Below are 18,946 nucleotides of genomic sequence, written 5' to 3' on the forward strand. Positions count from 1 at the left end.
ACCCAGCGCCGGTGAAAGCAGCGATGCGTGATTTTTTGCTGGAAATAGGAACCGAGGAGGTTCCCGCCCCCCATTTGCAACCGGCGGTGGATCACATTCTCTCCTCTTTTCAGAAATTGATGCGGGACATGGGCTTGGAATATTCCGAACTAAAAGCCGGGTCAACCCCCAGGCGCATGTTTCTCATCGCCCTAGGGGTTCAGGCCACCCAGCCGGACGTTCAGGTCAACAAAACCGGCCCGGCCAAAAAGATCGCCTGGGACGAAGCCGGCAACCTGCTGCCCGCGGCCCTGGGCTTTCTCAAGAAGAACAACGCTGAAGCCAAAGATCTGTACCTTGAAACATCAGATAAAGGCGAATTCATCGCCCTGAACTACATCCAGCCGGGGCGGCCGACAGCGGAGATCCTGCAGGAATGGATCCCCGACCTGGTCAACCGGCTCCCCTTCCCCAAAACCATGATCTGGAACGACTCCCGCCTCGCGCTGTCCCGTCCGCTGCGCTGGCTCTGCGTGCTGTGGGGTTCCGAAGTTCTGGATCTGGAGGTCGGCGGCGTCACCAGCGGCAACCGGAGTTTCGGAAACCGTTATCTGGGTATGGACAGACCCTTGTCAATAAGCTCGGCGGATGAGTATCTGCAAGTCTTGACACAAAATGCCGTGCTGGCGGACCGCTCCGCCCGCCGGACCAGGCTGGTGGCGGAGCTGGACTCGGCCAAACTCGATCCGGGCCTGAAAGTGGTGGGCGACGAACGCCTCACTGACACGGTTACCGATCTGGTGGAATTTCCCACCGCCGTGGTGGCGGAGTTCAACCCGGAATTCCTTTCCCTGCCGGAAAAGATCATCACTTCCACCATCAGCCAGAATCAGAAATACTATTCCGTGCAGGATGGCGAAGGCCATCTGAGCAACAAATTCGTGTTCATCTCCAACGGCGATCCCGCTTGTTCAGACCTCATCCGCCAGGGCAACGAAAAGGTTGTGGCGGCCAGGCTGGCCGATGCCCTCTGGTATTTCCGGGAAGACACGAAAAAACCTTTGGAAGCTTACGTGCAGCGTTTGAACGAGGTGGTGTTCCAATCCAAACTCGGCACCCTGGCCGACAAGACGGAGCGTATCGTTCGGATCACCGCGCAGCTCTGCCGCCAGCTTAAGCTGGATGAGACCAACACAGCCCTGGCCGCCCGGGCCGCACTGCTCTGCAAGGCGGACCTGGTCACCACCATGCTGGGGGAGAAAGAATTCACCAAACTGCAGGGTTACATTGGCAAACACTACGCCCTGGCCAGCGGCGAGGACAGCCGGGTGGCGGAAGCCATTCATGAGCATTACCAGCCCCGCGGCACCAACGACGGCCTGCCCCAAACCCTCACCGGGGCGGTGATCGCCGTGGCCGACAAACTGGACAGCGTGTGCGGGATCATCGGCATTGGCCAGGTCCCGACCGGCTCCGCGGACCCCTTTGCCTTGCGCAGAGCGGCCAACGGTGTGGTGCAGATCATCGTGGAACGCGGCTGGAGCCTGGATTTATCCGAACTCATAGATTTTGCTTTGACCCTGGTAAAACAGCGGTCAGAACTCACACCCACTGCCTACAGCGACGTTCAGGCCTTCTTCCGCCAACGGGTGGAAGGGCTGCTGCGGCAGCTGGAACTGGACCATGATGTCATCGACAGCCTGATGCACCTTTCCCTGGGCGATCTGCCCGACCTCAGGCGGCGCGGTCTGGCCCTGCAAGGTTTCCGCAGCCGCGAAGACTTCCTCCGTCTGGTGATCGGTTTCAAGCGGGTTGCCAACATCATTGAAAAGGTGGAGGGCATCCCCGCCCTGGATCCGTCCCTGCTTGAGGCGGAGGCGGAAAAAGAGCTGCATGCCTCGCTGCACAAGCTGCGTGGAGACATCAACGCCAGCCTGGCCGAGGGCGATTATCCGCAGGCAATAAACCACTTGGTGAGTTACGGAAGCAGCATCGACAGCTTCTTCGACGCCGTGCTGGTGAATTGCGAAGACCCGGCCCTGCGTGGAAACCGCCATGCCCTGCTGGGCGAGGTCAAAAAAGAGTTCCTGCGCGTGGCTGACATTTCCCGCATCGTGATAGACAATGAAAACAATGGAGCATAGATCATGGACATCCTCACAGAGTTAAAGGCCAAAGCCAAACACATCGAAGGCCGGATCGTTCTGCCTGAAAGCGCCGACACCCGCACCCTGCAGGCCGCGGACATAGTTTTGGCAGAAGGTTTGGCCGACATCATCCTGGTGGGCAAGCCGGAAGAGATCAAAGCCCGGGAGAAGATCCTGGACCTGAACCTCAGCCGCGCCACCGTCATCGACCCGGCCAGTTTTGCCGAGATCGGCAAATTCGCCGATTTCTACTACGAAAAGCGCAAGGAAAAGGGCATCACTCGCGAGCAGGCAGCCCAGACAGTGCTGAATGAACTTTACTTCGGAGCCCTGCTGGTGAAATTCGGCCACGCCGACGGCATGGTGGCCGGCGCGGTTAACACCACGGCCGACGTCCTGCGCGCCGCCCTGCAGGTAGTGGGCGTTACCAGCGGCGTGAAAACCGTTTCCAGCTGTTTCATCATGGTGGTGAACGACTACATGCTGGAGGAACGGGTCTATCTGTTCGCGGATTGCGCCGTGGTGCCGGATCCGGACGCGGAACAGCTGGCAGATATCGCCATCAGCACGGCATCCACGCGCAGAGCCATTTTGGGCGACGAGCCCAAAGTCGCGCTGCTGTCTTTCTCCACCCGGGGCAGCGCGCAGCACGAAAAAGTGGAAAAAGTGCAGCAAACCGTGAAAATCCTCGGCGAACGCAGGGTTGATTTCGCTTTTGACGGCGAGATGCAGCTGGACGCGGCGATCGTTCCCCACATCGCCAGGATGAAAGCCCCGGACAGCAAGGTGGCCGGACAGGCCAACACCCTTGTTTTCCCGGACCTGCAGTCCGGCAACATCGGCTACAAACTGGTGCAGCGCTTCGCCAAAGCCGAAGCCATCGGCCCCATCATCCAGGGCCTGGACGCCCCCGTTTGCGACCTTTCCCGGGGCAGTTCACGCGACGACATCGTTCACACCTGCGTGCTAGTGCTGCTGATGGCCAACCAGAACAAGAGCAAAGGAAACTGAAATGGCGATCAAGATATCCAACCGGGTCAAACTGGTAAAACCCTCCCCCACTCTCACCCTGTCCGCCAGAGCCAAAGAGATGAAGGCCGCCGGCATCGACGTGGTCAATTTCGGCGTCGGAGAACCCGATTTCAACACGCCCGAATACATCAAAAGATCGGCCCAGGCCGCCATAGAGAACAATTTCACCCGCTATACCGCCAACGCCGGCATCATCGAGCTTCGCCAGGCCATCTGCGCCAAGCTTCAGCGCGACAACGGCCTCAGCTACGAGCCCAAACAAGTCCTGGTCTCGCCCGGCGCCAAGGCGTCCATCCTGAACATCCTGATCGCGGTCTGTGATTCCCAGGACCAGGTGCTGATGCCAGCCCCCTATTGGGTCAGCTACCCCTACCAGGCCATGCTGGCCAACGCCGAACCGGTGATAGTCCCCACCTTTGAGCAAGATTCTTACAAACTCACCGCTGCTTCCCTGGAACAAGCCGTCGCGGCCAATCCCTGCGCCAAAGCGCTGCTGCTGAACAGCCCCAATAACCCCACCGGAGCCGTTTACACCCGGCAGGAGCTGGAAGCCATCGCCGCCATCTGCGTGGATAAGGACATCCTGGTGGTTTCGGACGAGATCTACGAACGCCTGGTTTACGACGGCATCAAGCACGTTTCCATCGCCTCCCTGAACGAGGAGATCAAAGCCCGCACCGTGGTGATCAACGGTGTTTCGAAAGCCTATGCCATGACTGGCTGGAGGCTTGGCTACGCCGCGGGCCCGGCCCACATCATCGCCGCCGCCGCCAGGGTTCAGGAACACGCCACTTCCTGCGTGAACTCCATCACCCAGAAGGCCTGCGTGACCGCCCTGGCCGAAGAGGACGACTCCATCGAAAAGATGCGCGCGGAATTTGAAAAACGCCGCGATTTTCTCTACGCCGAGCTTGGCAATCTGCCCCACGTGTCCTGTTTCAAACCACAGGGCGCGTTCTACATCATGCCAAACATCGATTGGTACCTGAACAACAACAGCCAGGGCATCACAGATGGAGACCAGTTTTGCCAGGTCCTGCTCGAGAAGCACCACGTGGCCCTTGTGTCCGGCGCTTCCTTCGGCATTCCATCCAACGTCAGGTTTTCCTATGCCAACAGCATGGAAAACCTCCAAAAAGGCGTTACCCGCTTCGCTCAATTCCTCAGCGAACTCACACCCTTAACAACATAGGAAAAATAATCATGACCGATATGGAAGATAAATACCGGGAACGCTGGCAGGACAAGCGTAAAAAGACCTACGACTGGAAGCGCCTGATCATCATGTTGCTGGCCACGTTCGCCGTATTCGTGGTGATGGACAAGCTAAACCAAGTAAGCGTCAAGGAAGATCCCGCGGTCGAATATACGGCCCCCGACACAACCCGGACCCCACAAACACAGAACCCGTCTGCTGAAGACGCCCGGCCATGAGTTTGGTGATCGTGGGCTCGATCGCCCTGGATACGATCGAAACTCCGCTTGGCAAGGTGGAAGAGGCTTTGGGCGGTTCCGCCGTTTACGGCTCTCTGGCCGCTTCCTATTTTGCCCCCACCTACATTGTGGGCGTGGTGGGCGATGATTACCCCGCCCGCGGGATCGAACTGCTGCGAGCGCACAAGGTCAATCTGGACGGCCTGGAAACCAGGCCGGGAAAGACCTTCCGCTGGAGCGGGACCTACCGCCAGTGGAATCAGGCCGACACCCTGAGCACCGATCTGAACGTCTTCGCGGACTTTTCGCCCCAGCTGCCCCCCTCCTGCAGATGCTGCCGCAGCCTCCTTCTGGCGAACATCCATCCCCAACTGCAGCTGCAGGTGCTGGACCAGATCGAAAGCTACCAATGGGTGGCCTGCGACACCATGAACTACTGGATATCCCTGTGTCCGGAACTCCTGACCGAAGTGATCCGCAGGGTGGACATCGTCTTCATCAATGAGGACGAGATCCGCCAGTATTCAGGGCTGGACAACGTCTTTGCCGCCGGACGCCAGCTGCTGGGCATGGGCGTGAAGGCCGTGGTGATCAAACGCGGCGAATACGGCAGCGTGACAGTTTTACCCGACGACCTGTTTTTCGCGCCGGCCTGGCCGGTGGAGCAGGTGCAGGACCCCACCGGCGCCGGAGACAGCTTCGCCGGAGGTTTCATGAGCTATCTCGCCACCCAGGACCAGCTCAGCAAAAACGCCATCCGCAACGCCGTGCGGTTCGGCACCGTGCTCGCGGCCAAAAACGTTTCCGCCTTCAGCGTGGACGGCCTGGTCAACCTGGAATTCTCGGAATTGCAGCATAAAGTGCACCAGCTGCGCAACTGGGCCTGAGCCCCGCGGACCAGCAATGACGCAAGATACTTTGGACTACCGTGGTTCGGGGGTGGACGTCGAAGCCGGAGAACGCGCCGTGGATGCCATCCGCGCGGTGGTGAAAAGCACCTACAACGCCAATGTGCTCAGCGAACTGGGCAGTTTCGGCGGCTTGTTCCGCTTTCCGCAAAACCAGTACAACGAGCCCATCCTGGTCTCCAGCACCGACGGCGTGGGCACCAAACTCCGCGTGGCGATCAAGGCCCGGCGCTTCGACAGCATCGGCCAGGACCTGGTGAACCATTGCGTAAACGACATTCTTGTCCAGGGCGCCCTGCCCCTGTTTTTTCTCGATTACATCGGCCTCGGCAAGCTCGAAGCGGCCATGGTGACCCAGATCATCTCCGGCATGGCCAAAGCCTGTTCCGAAAACGGCTGCGCCCTCATCGGCGGCGAGATGGCCGAAATGCCCGGCATCTACCAAAGCGGCGATTTCGACCTGGTGGGCACAATTGTGGGCGTAGTGGACAAAGAGCATCTGCTGCCGGCCGCCAGGATCCAAAAGGGCGATATCCTGATCGGGATCCCCAGCAGCGGCCTGCACACCAACGGCTATTCCCTGGCCCGCAGGATCGTGTTCGACCGCCTTGGCCTGGACATAACCGACAGGGTTCCCGAACTGGACGCCACTGTCGAGGACCTGCTGCTCAGCGTGCACCGCAGCTATCTTCCTCTGCTGAAGCCACTCTTACGCGATGAGCGCCTGCATGGCCTGGCCCACATCACCGGCGGCGGCATTCCTGGAAACCTCAAACGGATCATCCCGGAAGGCCTCTGCGCCTTTGTAAGCTACGCCGAACGCGAGATCCCGCCCCTCTTCAACTGGCTGCAAAACGCGGGCGGACTGAGCCGCGAGACCATGCTGGAAAGCTTCAATCTGGGCATCGGCATGATCGCCGTGATCGATCCTGCCTTTAGCTCAGAATTCATAACTGCCACCTCAGCCCTGGTGATCGGCGAGATCGACGAAACCCGCGTTCCGGGCACAAAAGTTCAGATCATCGACTGACCCGCCTGTCTTTCACCCTCTGAATCCTTTCTGTGAGAGGTTTTGGACCGTTCTGTTCAGCATGTCCCTCCCTAAACCTCAGCCTGCTCACCCCTCCTTCGCCTCCCGCCTAGTTCCCCCTGAACAAGCGGGAAGTCAGCGGGAGGCGGAGGGGAGGCGGACCGGAGAGGACTTGGGGCCAGTCCTCAGCGATGGCAGGGATAAAACCGCCCCAACCCTTTGCTGCAAAGCCTTAGGCCGGTCAGATAAAATCCATGGAGAGACATAATGGAATCCCGCCAGACCCGGGCCTTCGGCCTGATGTGAGGAGAAAAACAGCCAGGCGTGAACATTTCGCGAAAAAATGCTTGACGATTTTGGGAGAGCCAGATAATCGCATCCTACGTGGAAATATTGTCTCCTTAAAGGCCGTATTTCTTTTCAGACCGTGATTTAAGAGTAATAAAGCCATACAAGAAGGGAGGTTTTTCGATGCGAAAAACTGCATTGATCCTGCTGATACTGCTAATCGGTTGCGCCACTTTTTTGGAAGCAGCCACAACCGGACGCCTCGCGATTCGCGTGCGAGACAACGGAGGTAAACCACTTGAATTCGTGAACATTGTTGTCATGAAAGGGAACCAACGGATCACCGGTGGTCAGACCGACGCCAAGGGAAGCAAGATTCTCATCAACATCCCGCCCGGGATGTACACCGTGAAAGTTTCTCTGCTTGGCTACGACTCCATCACCTACAACGATGTTCGCATCCAGGTTGACCAGACTGCCAGTCTGTCGCCTGTGATGAAAAAAGCCGGCGTGAAAATTGCCACCGTGACGGTTACCGTGCCACAGGACAAGGTGGGTAAAGACCGTACCTCGTCTGAACGCCAGATCGAAATGGACCGCATGGGCGATGTTTCCGTGGGTGACGTGGCCGGGATCGTGGCTTTGCAGGCTGGTGTTTCCAACATCGGCGGCGAGCTGCACATCCGCGGCGGACGCGCCAACGAGATCAACTTCACCGTGGACGGCATGTCGGTTTCCGACCCCGTGGACGGCGGCAGCGCCCTGCAGGTGGATACCGACGCCATCAGCGACATGAAAGTGATGACCGGCGGTTTCCCTGCTGAATACGGCAACGCCCAGTCCGGCGTGATCAACATCGTCACCAAGGACGGCGATCCTTTCTATTCCGGAAAGATCGAATACAACACGGATCATCTCATCACCTCCGGCAGGAATTCAGACGTGGTCAAATTCGCCTTTGGAGGCCCCATCTGGCCTCTGGGCACGGAAGACCTGCGCGAACGCCTCACCTTCTACATCAACGGCGGCGGTGAATGGCAGGACGGCCGTTTGAAAGACTATTACATCGCGGACCCGATGAGCGATTACATGTTCAGCAACCGGCAGCTGCTGGAATACGAATATCCGCTCAACGATCCCTATGCCGACAGGAACAGCATTCTGGGCATCGACACCGGCAACCGCAATTACAATGCCTACAACGTGAACCTGAAAACCAAGTATGTGCTCAACGCCACCCAGCGCATCACTTTGGCCGCCCGCGGCGACCGCTCTTTGGATTATCCCTTTTCCTGGGACAGCCGCTACGCGCTGGACAACTATGCCGTGAGCGAAACCGAACAGAGGCAGTACATCGCCACCTACGACCACGTGTTCAATTCCAGCATGAACCTCAAGGTGAAAGGCAGTTATTACCAAAAAGACAGCAACACTGGACCCCGCGGGATCGACCGCGGCAACTACCTCTACATGTATCAGGGCCTGGATCCCGAAAATCCCGGCGAAGACTACGTGGACAACGTGCTGCTGGGCAACCAGGGCTGGAACAGCGTGGACCATAACTCCGACGGCGTGTACAGCCCGGACTACAACGGCGACGGCATCAGCGACGCCGACTATCTGGACTCCTCCTTCTGGACCTACCGCATTGCCAGCGTGGAAGACCCGCGCGTGATCACAGGCTTCGCGCCTCCCGGCTCCATCTACCAGTTCTTCCAAAATGACCTCACCAGTTCCGTCAACGCCCGTGCCGATTTCGAATGGCAGGTGAACGACACCCATCTGGCCAAGACAGGTTTGGAAGTGATCAAGCACTCGATCAAGAAAGACCAGCTGCAGAATTTCCTGAACATCTATGAAGATCGTTTCCAGGCCAGCCTGAAGCGCAAATGGGACGATATGGCCAATTTCGTGCCCGTGTTTGATTCCCTGGGTAACGTTACCAACGTGCCGGACGAGCTTTATTCGATTTACGCGACCGATGAAGGGGCCCTGATCCCCATCTACAATCCCGAAGACTATTTCAAAGCCGCTCAGGAAGCCTCCGGCAAGCGAGACGGCTATCAAGCCGATCCCTGGCAGGTGGCCTATTACATTCAGGACAAGATGGAATGGGAAGGCATGATCGTGAATGCCGGCCTGCGTTTTGACCTCTGGTACCTGGGCAACAAATACAAGGTGCTGCAAGACGACGCCAGCTACCGCGAGGTTGAGTTCGACAAAGACGAACGCTGGCAGCTGATGCTGTCCCCGCGCCTGGGCGTTTCGCACCCCATCACGGACCGCGACGTGCTGCGCTTTGCCTACAACTATCAGAACCAATTGCCTCAGATGCAATACATCTTCACCTCCAAGACTCCCGCCGACGCCAACGTTTCCGACCAGACCATCACGGTTGGCAACACCGAGCTGGAGCCGCAGATCACCGTGACCTACGAAGTGGGCCTTTCCCACCAGCTTTCCGACGACTACGTGGTGGACATGACCGCCTACTATAAAAACCTCTACAACTACGTGAGCACGATGAAAGTCACCAAGCCCGGTGAAGAGCAGATCTTCTGGTATCAGTTCATTTCCGAGGACTACGGTTCCGCCCGCGGGATCGACATCCAGCTGGAAAAACTGATGTCCAACTTCAACAACTGGTCGGTTGCCTACTCTCTGGCCTGGGCGCAGGGGAACAACTCCTCCACCGTGATCCAGGACGAAGCCACCAATCTGCGTGAATTTCCGCTGGACTGGGACGTGCGCCATAACCTGAGCCTGAACTACACTTTCAGGATCGGCCGCGGCGAGGAATTTTTCGTTCCCTTCACGGACTACATCCTGCCCCTGGACGACCTGAGCGCAAACATCAACTGGAGCTTTGCCTCCGGCGCGCCCTACACGCCGCAAAGCATGGAAGGAAACAGTCTGCTGGACACCAACAGCGCCCGCAAGAAATTCACCCATCAGGCCAACCTGCGCCTTACCAAAGGCATCACCCTGTCCCAGAAAATGAACATCCGCCTCTTCATGGACGTGGAAAACCTCTTCGGCACCAGAAACGTGTACACCGTGTATCCCAAAACCGGAAGTGAACTTTACAACGGCGAGGACATTTCCGACTCCAACACCGGCTACACCTACCCCGAAGTGCAATATGTTTACGACAAGTACATCCAAAACCCCGGTTTTTGGAGCAACTATCGCGGCATCACCTTTGGTGTGTCGTTCAACTTTTAGTAATCCCCTGGAGGAAAGATAACATGAGAAAGAGCTTCTCTAAAGTATTACCGCTGATCGTGCTGATGAGCATGCTGCTCGTTGGCTTGGCCTACGCGCAAACAGATACAACAGCCGCCGCGACCACCGATACCAGCATAGCCGCAGCGGTCACTGAACCTGCAGCCGAAACCGCCCCGGTCGAAGAGAAATCCTCCGGCCTCAAAGGCGTTGCCGAATTCCTGTTCGGCCGCTCCCTGGTGAAGCAGTTTCTGGACGGCGGCTGGGCCATGTGGCCGATCCTGTTCGTGTTCATCTATGGCCTGGCCTACGCCATCTGGAAATTCATCTCCCTGATGTATGCCAAGATCAACCTCAACGACTTCCTGAACAAGATCCTGCCCCTCATTAAGGATAAAAAGATCAAAGAAGCCACCGAACTTGCCAAGAAGACCCGCGGCCCAGTGGCGGCAGTGGTCTATGCCGGTTTGCTCAAGGCTGACCGGGGCGTGGACGCCGTGGAAAAAAGCATGGAAAACGCGGCCATGATCGAGATGTCCTACCTTGAAAAAGGTTTTGTGGAAATGACCTCGACCATCACTCTCGCCCCCATGTTGGGATTTTTGGGTACGGTTGCCGGTATGGTGGTCGCTTTCGACGCCATCGCCAAAGCCCGTTCTGTGGATGCCACGATCGTGGCGGAAGGTATCAAGATCGCCCTCATCACCACTCAGTATGGTTTGATCGCAGCCATCCCGATCCAGTTGTTGTACAATATCTTTACCACCATGGTGGACGGCTTGGTCATCGACATGCAAAGAGCCTCAGAGAAGGTCACAGAAGCCCTCATCGAGTCTTGATAAGGGGGGAACAATGAAAGTTACCCGCAAGAGAAAGCGCAAGGCCGATATTCCGACCGCGTCCACCGGCGATATCGCTTTCCTGCTGATCGTCTTCTTCATGTCGACCACCAAGTTCGACGTCAAGGAAGGCGTAAAAGTTCAGTTGAACAAAGCCGTAACCCAGGAACAGCAGCAAACCACCCAGATCCAGCTTACGGACAAGGAAATGACCCGGCTCGAGATCATGGAAAACGGTTATCTGAAAGTTAATGAAGCAGAGCCGCGCGCCTACAATGACGACGACCTGGACAAGCTGATCCTGACCAAGATCGAAGAAAGGGAAGCGCTGAACCGCACCCTTACCGATCCCGAGCTTAAATCCACGAAGATGCTGTTTCTGGTAAAAACCAACCCTGAAGCCAAATACAGCGAGATGGTGAGGCTGGTGGACCACCTGGTCACTTACCGTGACCGGGCCACCATATCCATCTCGACAGCGATATAGGAGCAAAGCAATGGCCAAGATAATGACGAAAAAAAAGGCGGATGTGAACATCCCAACCGCCTCAACCGGTGACATTGCCTTCCTGCTTTTGCTCTTCTTCATGGTTTCCACGGTCTTCGTTCAGGAGCGTGTTTTCTGGGTGCAGAGGGAACGTTTCCCGATGGCTTCTGAAAACATCGAAAGAGTCTCCCGCAACGAGTCCGCGACGATCTACATCACGCAGAAAGAAGAAATCCTGATCGACGACTTTCCCCGTTCGGTGGACGATGATTCGATCGTCGACACCATGAAGGCCAAAGCCCGGGAAATCCCCACCCTGCAGGTTTGCTTCAGAACGGACAAAGACACCCGCTATCAGGCTGTGCGCGATGTAATGATGCGCCTGCAGGACGCGGACACGCGCAACGTGGTCTTTGAAACCCAAAGAAAGCTCTAAGAGGTGAGATATGGCACTCAGATCATATGACTGGAAAGACCACGCCAACGCCCAATTCAGCAAGGCGCTGGCCCTGGCCATAACCCTCATGCTTTTTGCCTTCCTGGTGACACCCAGGATGGAATCGCAACATAGCAAAGAAGAAACCGCCATGGCCGAAATGGCCGAAGCGCCACCTGACCAGCGTGAAAAGGAAGAAGACGTGCAGGAGCAGGAGATCGAGATCGACATCCCGGTGTTCAGCGAAGAGCTGGCCACCGAAGACACTCCCGAGCTTGCGGAACAAAGAGCCCAGGCCTTGCAGATCTTCGGAAACTACCAAGCCACGACCAGCAGCTCGCTGCAGGCCAGTGATGACGAACTGCCTCCGGGCTTCGAGCCCTATGAAGACGCTCCCGTTCCCATCGGCGGCATCAACCCTGTCTATCCGGACTTCGCCAAGCGGGCCGGGGTGCAGGGCACCGTGGTGCTGGAAGTGGAGGTTTACAAAGACGGCCGGGTGGGCAACGTGGAGGTTCAGAGATCAGTTCAGTCCGGTCCCGGGGGTTTGGATGAAGCGGCGATCGCCGCCGTCAAGGCCGCCCGGTTCCAGCCCGGCAAGATGAACGGCAACCCTGTGAACACACTGGTTATCCTACCTCTTGAATTCAGAATAAATTAATATACATTGGGAGTATTGCATGAAGTTTAACAAATTAGCGTTCTGCCTGCTGCTGGCGTTGCTGATCTCCGGAACAGCTTTCGCGGCGATGGCGGAATCTTCATCAGGGACCAAGAAACTGGACCTTTCCCTTTACCATAATGTGGGTAACATTTGGCTGCGGGTGAGTAACTACGGTTTCTTCGGCTCTGGAGACGACGTGGTGCCTCAATACCCGTCGCTGGAGTACCCCGGTGGCAGTGGTATCGACTACCTCTACCAGGGCGCGCTCTGGTTCGGCGCCAAGAAATACCGCCGCGACGATGCCGGCAGAAAACTCTACTGGAGAGCTGTGAATCCCAGCGCCGACAGCACCTCGACGGTCGCTGAAGGCACCGCGGGCTGGCAGCCCTGGATGAAACCAGTGGTGGACACCCTGGTCACCGTCGGCTTTGATGGCGACGCGGACCTCTATGAGTTCCTGCCTGCCTACAATCCTCTGGTGGCAGGTAACGCCGAGGCTGTGGACATGTACAACGCCTACAATTCCCTGGACGGGATCGCCACCGCCAGCACCCGCTTTCATAAACGGGGCGAAGATGACGACGGTGACGGCATCATCGACGAAGACTTTGTAGGCTACACCTTCCCGCTCAGGACGGCCAACGAATTGCCCAGCCAGTTCCAGTCTTTCGGCGGGCAGTACATCGCCAATACCCAAAACTTCAACATCATCAATGAAGGCACCAATTCCGAGATCTGGTTTCCCTTGGGCTTCATGGAATTGTCCGATACATCACATAACACTTACGACTTTTCCAATCCTTACGACGACGACGGTGACGGCCAGGTGGACGAAGACGGAGCTCCTGTTTCCGAGCAGGACTTCATTTCCTTCTACTACGACTACTGCCCCCTCGGCACCGTGGGTGACAGGGATCTGGGCCAGTCCAGAAGCACCAACCGTCACTATCCGCTCAACGTGCGCGTGAGGCAGATGTCCTACCAGTGGAGTTACGACTACATCAAGAACCTGGTTTATGTGGAATTCAACGTTACCAACATGAATATCGCCACCCAGGACAGCCTGTTTGATTGCGCCATGGGCATCTACATGGACTGCGACACCGGCCCCCAGAGCATGGGCTCGGAAAAAGCCGCCGATGACAAATCCGGCTACGTGAAGGGTGAAGGCTACGAATTTGCCTACACCTACGACGCCGACGGCGACGGCGGACTCACCACCGGCCGCGTGGGCGCCCGTGTTTGCACCCCGGACCCCGAACAGCTTCAGTTCCATTGCTGGTACTGGAAGGTCGGAGACGGTCCGGATGACTCCAACCCCTACAACTGGAACTTCTCCCCGCAGCGCACGGCCAACGAGAAATACTGGCTGCTGACGGGGAGGAACCCCAATGAGACCAAATACACGCCCCTGCGCCCCGAGCAGGCCGACCAGACTGAATGGGAACAGCCCACCCCCAACGACACCCGGTTCCTGTTCTCCTTCTACGGCGACCAGGAAGGTATGACCAATCCCTCCGAAAGTTCCTGGAACCTCGCTCCCGGCAAGACCATGAAGATCGTGGTCGCCGTGTTCCCCGGTGACGACCAGGAAGACCTCAAACGCACGGCGCGCTGGGCCAAGGACATCTACGGCAAGCCCCAAACCCTCACCACTGTGATATTGCCGGATACCTTCCCACACTACAATCCGCCGGAACCCCCGGAAATCCCCAAACTCTTTGCTGAAATGGCCGACAACGGCAACCGCATCGACCTCTACTGGGATAACCGCGGCGAATTCTCCTACGATACCAAGACCGTTTCCAGCGCCGTCATCGGCTGGCAAAACCCCTCCAGTCCCCAACTGGAACCAGGCTTGGATTCCGATCCCAACGCGGTTGACTGGAGCGGCTATCCCGTCGAGTTCCAGCCGCCGGCTTCGGCCGACTCTCTCGCGTTCAACATGAACGCCACCGTCAATCCTTACACAGCCCACAGGCTCCGCCACGATTTCCAGGGCTACACCACCTGGGGCAGAAGCGGCAGCGGATCGCAGGAAGACTGGACCATGATGGAACGCTGGGACAGGATCGAGACTCCCCAGGACCTGCTGGATTACCAGGTGAACTTCAACCATCCGAATGATTCCCTGCATGTGAATTACGGCGGCTATCTGGGTATCGACAAAGGCCTTCCCAACCGGAATGCCTGGGCGAATACCGACGATTACGGCCTTTATACGGTTCTGGATGAAAACTATCATTACTCCCCCAATCCCGCAGATGTGTTCTATGGCTGGCCGATCTACAACCCTGCCGTGGAATGGAGCGAGGACCTTGAGGTTGAGGCGCAGGCCATAGCAGATGCTAACGCGACCCTGCCGGATTTCATGATCAAGAACCTTCAGGCCCGCCTCTTCAAGCATCCGGACATGCGGCCGGAGATCTTTGACGAGTTGTACGACTCCAAGATGATCCCCCTGCCGGGACATGGCGGCCAGGTGAACATACCGGGCAGCACTCCCCCCACAACGGATGAACTGGCCACCCTGGCTGAACTCAAGGATGAAAGGCTGGCCCGCAGATATTACCGCTCCGCCATCATCAACCCCCGCAAGGGTGTGGAATACTACGTGGCCGTAACTGCTTACGACCGCGGCATCCCCTCCAACGACCTGAACTTCCTGGAAACCGGACGCGACGCCGATGCCAACATGAAGATCTTCTTCCCCGGCACGCTCGCCCAGGAATCCATGGACAACATCTACGTGGTGCCCAATCCCTACATCGGCAGAAGCAGCTTCGACGGCCGCCGCGACAACGACGAAAAAGGCGATAAAAGCCGCCGTCTCTGGTTCATAAATCTGCCCATGGAATGCAAGATCCGCATCTACACCCTGGCCGGCGACCTGGTTCAAGAACTGGATCACAACGGCGCTTACCAAGCCGATATCATCACGGTTTCCAAAGCCGCCACCCAGGGCATCTCCGCCAGCGGCATGCACGACTGGAACCTGCTGTCCAAGCACAATCAGATCATAGCGCCCGGAGTGTATCTCTACTCCGTGCAAAACAAGGCCGACAACAAGATCAAGGTCGGCAAGTTCGTCATCATCAAATAGGGGAGGAACAGTGAAAAAACATACCATACTGATCGTCGCTCTGGCTCTGATGCTGTTGCCTGGCCTTATTTCCGCCAAGCCTTTCGGCAAGGTGGGAACCGCGGCCTTGCAATTCCTCAAACTGGGCGTGGACGCCCGCGCCATCGGCATGGGCGAAGCCTTCACCGCGGTTACAGACGACGTTTCCTCTGTTTACTGGAACCCCGCCGGGCTTGCCCCCGCCTTCGAAAATCAGGTTCTGGCCTCTCACACGAACTGGCCCGCCGGCATCATGCACGATTTCGTGGCCGGCACCTATACCAACGGCCCCTCCACCTTCGCGGCCTACGGATCCGTGCTGCACATGGACAACATGGACATCACCGATGAGGAGACCTTCGGGCCCACCGGCGAGCAATTCACCAACAGCAGCATGGCCTTTGGCCTCAACTACGCGCAGCAGTTCACCAACAAGTTTTCCGCCGGCATCGGTGTGAAATACCTGCGGGAAAACCTCTACACCTTCTCCGTGAACAGCTACGCCTTCGACGTCGGCTCCATCTACAACACCGGCTACAGAAACATCAAGATCGGCATGGCCCTGCGCAATTTCGGGCCCGACATCCGCTATCTGGTGGATGACGATGAAGACGGCGCCAACGATGAAGATCCCTTCGACCTCTTCGACAACGACGGCGACGGCCTGATCGACGAAGACGGGCAGGAACTCGATTCCAAGATACCCATGAGTTTCTCCCTGGGCATCTGCGGCGACATCATGCGCACCGAAACCTCCCACTGGATAGTTTCGGCCCAGCTCGACAACGTGATCGACCGCATGGAAACCTGGAACCTTGGCACGGAATACAAGATGGGCAACCTCTATCTCCGTGGCGGCTACCAACTAAACTACGATACCAACGGCTTCAGCGCCGGGGTCGGTTACCAGATCCCCACCCGCTTTGCCATCATCAATATCGACTATGCCTATACGGACATGGGCGCGCTGGCAGAAACATTCCTCAAAAGCGCCCACCGCCTGTCGATCAAATTCCGCTATTAAGCAAATGACCCTATAAATAATGGAGGTAAGAATGAAAAAAACCTTATTGGTCATATTAACGCTCGGCTTCATCTTCTCCTTCGCGTTCGCGAAGGAAATGATGCCCGCCACAAACCTGAAGGAAATGCCGGTTCTCATGGAGGACCAGGTCCCCGTGGATCCCAGCACCGTGTTTCCCACCGTGCAGACCCGCACCGCGCCGGAATATACCTTCTCAAAACTGCCCACTGCCATCATCACCAACTACTACGACTACATGATCGGCAGCTACAACGGCCTGCCCCTCAGGATCATCCCCGATGTAGCCGGGGGCGGATATTTCATGAGCTATCACGGCCGGCGCCAGCCCACCAGCACCCGCCGCGCCTTCTACGCCTACATCGACGCCCAGGGCAACGTGGTGAATAACAACGAGATCACCAGCGTGCAGAACAACGAAGGCTACGCCACCGTGTCCGTGGATCCCGTTTCCGGGAAACCCCTCTACGCCTGGCACTGCAACACAGACGCAGATGACGAGTATGAGGTCCAGTTTGCCTCCGATGCCTTCATTGCCGGCATCTCCGGCCTCTTCAACGACCTCCAGGTCACCATCGACAACCCCTACACCATCACCTCCCCCAGCGGAGTGACCACCACCGCCAACGAGTTCATCTGGCCCACGGCTCAGATCGGACCCTCACCGGTGGCCGGCAAGAGAAGGGTGTACCTGGCCGCCAGGAACTCCGTCTATGAAACCTTCGGCCCCTCCGAAAACCTGATGGTCGCCTTTGCCGATTTCGACGGCAACGACGTCGAAAACGGTGTGGCTTTGACCTGGAGCCAGGTCTCCATCCCCGAGATGAACGACTGGAACGTTGACGACCAGTGGCGCCGTCCCTTCCACGCCATCACCACCGACAACGCCGGCAATGTTTACTATGCCGGTTACCACTTCGCCACCGAAGCCGACGGCACCACCAACATCCGCGAAGCCGACTTGGATGTCTTCGTCTGCCCGAACTACGGCCAGGGCACCTGGACCCGCGTGAGCGGCTACAGCTGGATCCCTTCCTGGAACCCGATCGGCCAGCAAGGCCAGACCAACGGCTATTTCGTGGACGACAGCAGCATCGGCTATGCCGATTCCCTGCTTGTCTGGGCCATTGCCAACGCCGCCCACATCAATGCCGGAGTGGACAACAACGGCCGCATCCACGTTTTGGGAACCTGGGCCCAATCCACCAAAGATGGCGGATACTGGCAGGACTTCCAGGTGGTGAAAGAATTCGTGTTCGATCCCGCCACCCAAGACTTCTCAGTTAAAGACGTGTTTCCACAGAAGAACCCCGCCGACACCTTCAACCAGTGCTTTGTGCCTTGGGACATGGAACCGCCCTGGGGTACTCCAGAGTATTTCCAGGCTGACGACGGCAACTACTACCTGACCATCGCTGCCGCCGGCGGCGGGCATCCTGGACTTAAATGGCCCTTCCCCCACTGGGATACAGCGGCCCACGGTGATGCCATGCTCTTCCACTACAACAACACCAAGGTCACCAATGCCAACGACCAGGGCATGATGGCCGCTGTCTGGCAGGACGCTCAGCGCGCCCGCTGGTTCAACTTCGAATCCGATACCGATTACGCCGCCTACGCCAACACTCCCGAGATCTACATTTCAGTTTCTCCGGACAACGGCGACACCTGGAGCGAGCCCATCATCATCAACAACGTGGAAACCACCCAATTCTCCGGGATCAAACCCATGTGGGTCTATCCCGCGGATGAAGTTATCTACACCGGCATGCAAGGCCAGAACATGGTTGGAAAGCTTGGCGTGATGTTCTACAACGACTTCACCTGGGGTTCCAACGCCATCACCCCTTCCTACCATCCCACCCCGGATGGCGGCGAAGTGATGTTCATGGAACTGCAGATCGTCTTCCCGCTTGGCTCTGCCGACGGCGAAAACACTGCCCCCGCCATCACCCGCATGCTGCATCAGAACTACCCCAACCCCTTCAATCCTGAAACCACCATCAGTTTCGATCTGCCCAAGGCCGGCCCCGCCAACCTTTCCGTGTACAACGTGAAAGGCCAGCTGGTGAAGACCCTCGCGGACGGAAACCTGGATTTCGGCAAGCAGAGCTTCGTCTGGAACGGCACCGACAACAACGGTCGCAACGTTACCAGCGGCATCTATTTCTACCGCCTCACTGCCAACGGCAGCGTGGAGACCAAGAAAATGATGCTGATGAAATAAGACTTCGCCAGATAAACAATCACCCGGGTGCTCGCGCCCGGGTTTTTTTTGTCCGCGCACAAGGAAGTCCCAACTGATTTTTTGCTT

General features: G+C 57.4%; 14 protein-coding genes. All 14 read left to right on the top strand.

From position 1 onward, the window contains the following. The first annotated feature begins 23 nt into the window (after positions 1 to 23). The 14 genes from glyS to LHW45_01640 all read left to right on the top strand — a co-directional run bounded on the left by glyS (position 24) and on the right by LHW45_01640 (position 18,859). The gene (glyS, locus tag LHW45_01575) at positions 24 to 2,123 is read left to right on the top strand and encodes a glycine--tRNA ligase subunit beta (GenBank protein ID MCB5284267.1); all 2,100 of its coding nucleotides are present in this window, start codon (positions 24 to 26) and stop codon (positions 2,121 to 2,123) included. A gap of 3 nt (positions 2,124 to 2,126) precedes the next feature. Further along, positions 2,127 to 3,137 (top strand): phosphate acetyltransferase, encoded by a 1,011-nt coding sequence (gene pta, locus LHW45_01580; GenBank protein MCB5284268.1) that lies wholly within the window; start codon positions 2,127 to 2,129, stop codon positions 3,135 to 3,137. A 1-nt stretch (position 3,138) separates the two neighbouring features. Further along, on the top strand, positions 3,139 to 4,350 hold the full coding sequence (locus LHW45_01585) for a pyridoxal phosphate-dependent aminotransferase (protein MCB5284269.1): 1,212 nt from the start codon (positions 3,139 to 3,141) through the stop codon (positions 4,348 to 4,350). A gap of 11 nt (positions 4,351 to 4,361) precedes the next feature. Then, entirely contained in the window at positions 4,362 to 4,592 is a 231-nt protein-coding gene (locus tag LHW45_01590) for a hypothetical protein (GenBank protein MCB5284270.1), read from the top strand. Beyond that, positions 4,589 to 5,479 (top strand): PfkB family carbohydrate kinase, encoded by an 891-nt coding sequence (locus tag LHW45_01595; GenBank protein ID MCB5284271.1) that lies wholly within the window; start codon positions 4,589 to 4,591, stop codon positions 5,477 to 5,479. The genes LHW45_01590 and LHW45_01595 overlap by 4 nt, the downstream gene beginning before the upstream one ends. Before the next feature lie 16 nt (positions 5,480 to 5,495). Continuing rightward, entirely contained in the window at positions 5,496 to 6,530 is a 1,035-nt protein-coding gene (purM, locus tag LHW45_01600) for a phosphoribosylformylglycinamidine cyclo-ligase (protein MCB5284272.1), read from the top strand. Positions 6,531 to 7,001: 471 nt separating this feature from the next. Then, positions 7,002 to 10,043 carry a carboxypeptidase regulatory-like domain-containing protein gene (locus LHW45_01605; protein MCB5284273.1) on the top strand — a complete coding sequence of 1,014 codons (3,042 nt, stop codon included), beginning with the start codon at positions 7,002 to 7,004 and terminating at the stop codon, positions 10,041 to 10,043. A gap of 23 nt (positions 10,044 to 10,066) precedes the next feature. Beyond that, complete coding sequence (locus LHW45_01610) at positions 10,067 to 10,882, top strand: MotA/TolQ/ExbB proton channel family protein (protein MCB5284274.1); 816 nt, start codon at positions 10,067 to 10,069, stop codon at positions 10,880 to 10,882. 13 nt (positions 10,883 to 10,895) lie between these two features. After that, a complete protein-coding gene (locus LHW45_01615; GenBank protein MCB5284275.1) occupies positions 10,896 to 11,369 on the top strand; it encodes a biopolymer transporter ExbD in 474 nt (157 codons plus the stop codon). A 10-nt stretch (positions 11,370 to 11,379) separates the two neighbouring features. Beyond that, a complete protein-coding gene (locus tag LHW45_01620) occupies positions 11,380 to 11,805 on the top strand; it encodes a biopolymer transporter ExbD (protein ID MCB5284276.1) in 426 nt (141 codons plus the stop codon). Between the two features lie 10 nt (positions 11,806 to 11,815). Next, a complete protein-coding gene (locus LHW45_01625; protein ID MCB5284277.1) occupies positions 11,816 to 12,466 on the top strand; it encodes a TonB family protein in 651 nt (216 codons plus the stop codon). 19 nt (positions 12,467 to 12,485) lie between these two features. Continuing rightward, positions 12,486 to 15,572: a hypothetical protein gene (locus LHW45_01630; GenBank protein MCB5284278.1), complete on the top strand. Its 3,087-nt coding sequence runs from the start codon at positions 12,486 to 12,488 to the stop codon at positions 15,570 to 15,572. Between the two features lie 10 nt (positions 15,573 to 15,582). Continuing rightward, the gene (locus LHW45_01635; protein ID MCB5284279.1) at positions 15,583 to 16,614 is read left to right on the top strand and encodes a PorV/PorQ family protein; all 1,032 of its coding nucleotides are present in this window, start codon (positions 15,583 to 15,585) and stop codon (positions 16,612 to 16,614) included. A gap of 31 nt (positions 16,615 to 16,645) precedes the next feature. Then, positions 16,646 to 18,859: a T9SS type A sorting domain-containing protein gene (locus LHW45_01640; GenBank protein ID MCB5284280.1), complete on the top strand. Its 2,214-nt coding sequence runs from the start codon at positions 16,646 to 16,648 to the stop codon at positions 18,857 to 18,859. Positions 18,860 to 18,946: the final 87 nt, after the last annotated feature.

The organism is Candidatus Cloacimonadota bacterium, from assembly GCA_020532085.1.
Lineage (GTDB): Bacteria > Cloacimonadota > Cloacimonadia > Cloacimonadales > Cloacimonadaceae > Syntrophosphaera.

Excerpts from the sequence above, each read along its gene's own strand:
- purM (MCB5284272.1), top strand. The coding sequence starts at position 5,496 with ATGACGCAAGATACTTTGGACTACCGTGGTTCGGGGGTGGACGTCGAA.
- LHW45_01625 (MCB5284277.1), top strand. The coding sequence starts at position 11,816 with ATGGCACTCAGATCATATGACTGGAAAGACCACGCCAACGCCCAATTC.
- pta (MCB5284268.1), top strand. The coding sequence starts at position 2,127 with ATGGACATCCTCACAGAGTTAAAGGCCAAAGCCAAACACATCGAAGGC.
- LHW45_01615 (MCB5284275.1), top strand. The coding sequence starts at position 10,896 with ATGAAAGTTACCCGCAAGAGAAAGCGCAAGGCCGATATTCCGACCGCG.
- LHW45_01605 (MCB5284273.1), top strand. The coding sequence starts at position 7,002 with ATGCGAAAAACTGCATTGATCCTGCTGATACTGCTAATCGGTTGCGCC.
- LHW45_01610 (MCB5284274.1), top strand. The coding sequence starts at position 10,067 with ATGAGAAAGAGCTTCTCTAAAGTATTACCGCTGATCGTGCTGATGAGC.
- LHW45_01585 (MCB5284269.1), top strand. The coding sequence starts at position 3,139 with ATGGCGATCAAGATATCCAACCGGGTCAAACTGGTAAAACCCTCCCCC.
- LHW45_01640 (MCB5284280.1), top strand. The coding sequence starts at position 16,646 with ATGAAAAAAACCTTATTGGTCATATTAACGCTCGGCTTCATCTTCTCC.
- glyS (MCB5284267.1), top strand. The coding sequence starts at position 24 with ATGCGTGATTTTTTGCTGGAAATAGGAACCGAGGAGGTTCCCGCCCCC.
- LHW45_01630 (MCB5284278.1), top strand. The coding sequence starts at position 12,486 with ATGAAGTTTAACAAATTAGCGTTCTGCCTGCTGCTGGCGTTGCTGATC.
- LHW45_01620 (MCB5284276.1), top strand. The coding sequence starts at position 11,380 with ATGGCCAAGATAATGACGAAAAAAAAGGCGGATGTGAACATCCCAACC.
- LHW45_01590 (MCB5284270.1), top strand. The coding sequence starts at position 4,362 with ATGACCGATATGGAAGATAAATACCGGGAACGCTGGCAGGACAAGCGT.
- LHW45_01595 (MCB5284271.1), top strand. The coding sequence starts at position 4,589 with ATGAGTTTGGTGATCGTGGGCTCGATCGCCCTGGATACGATCGAAACT.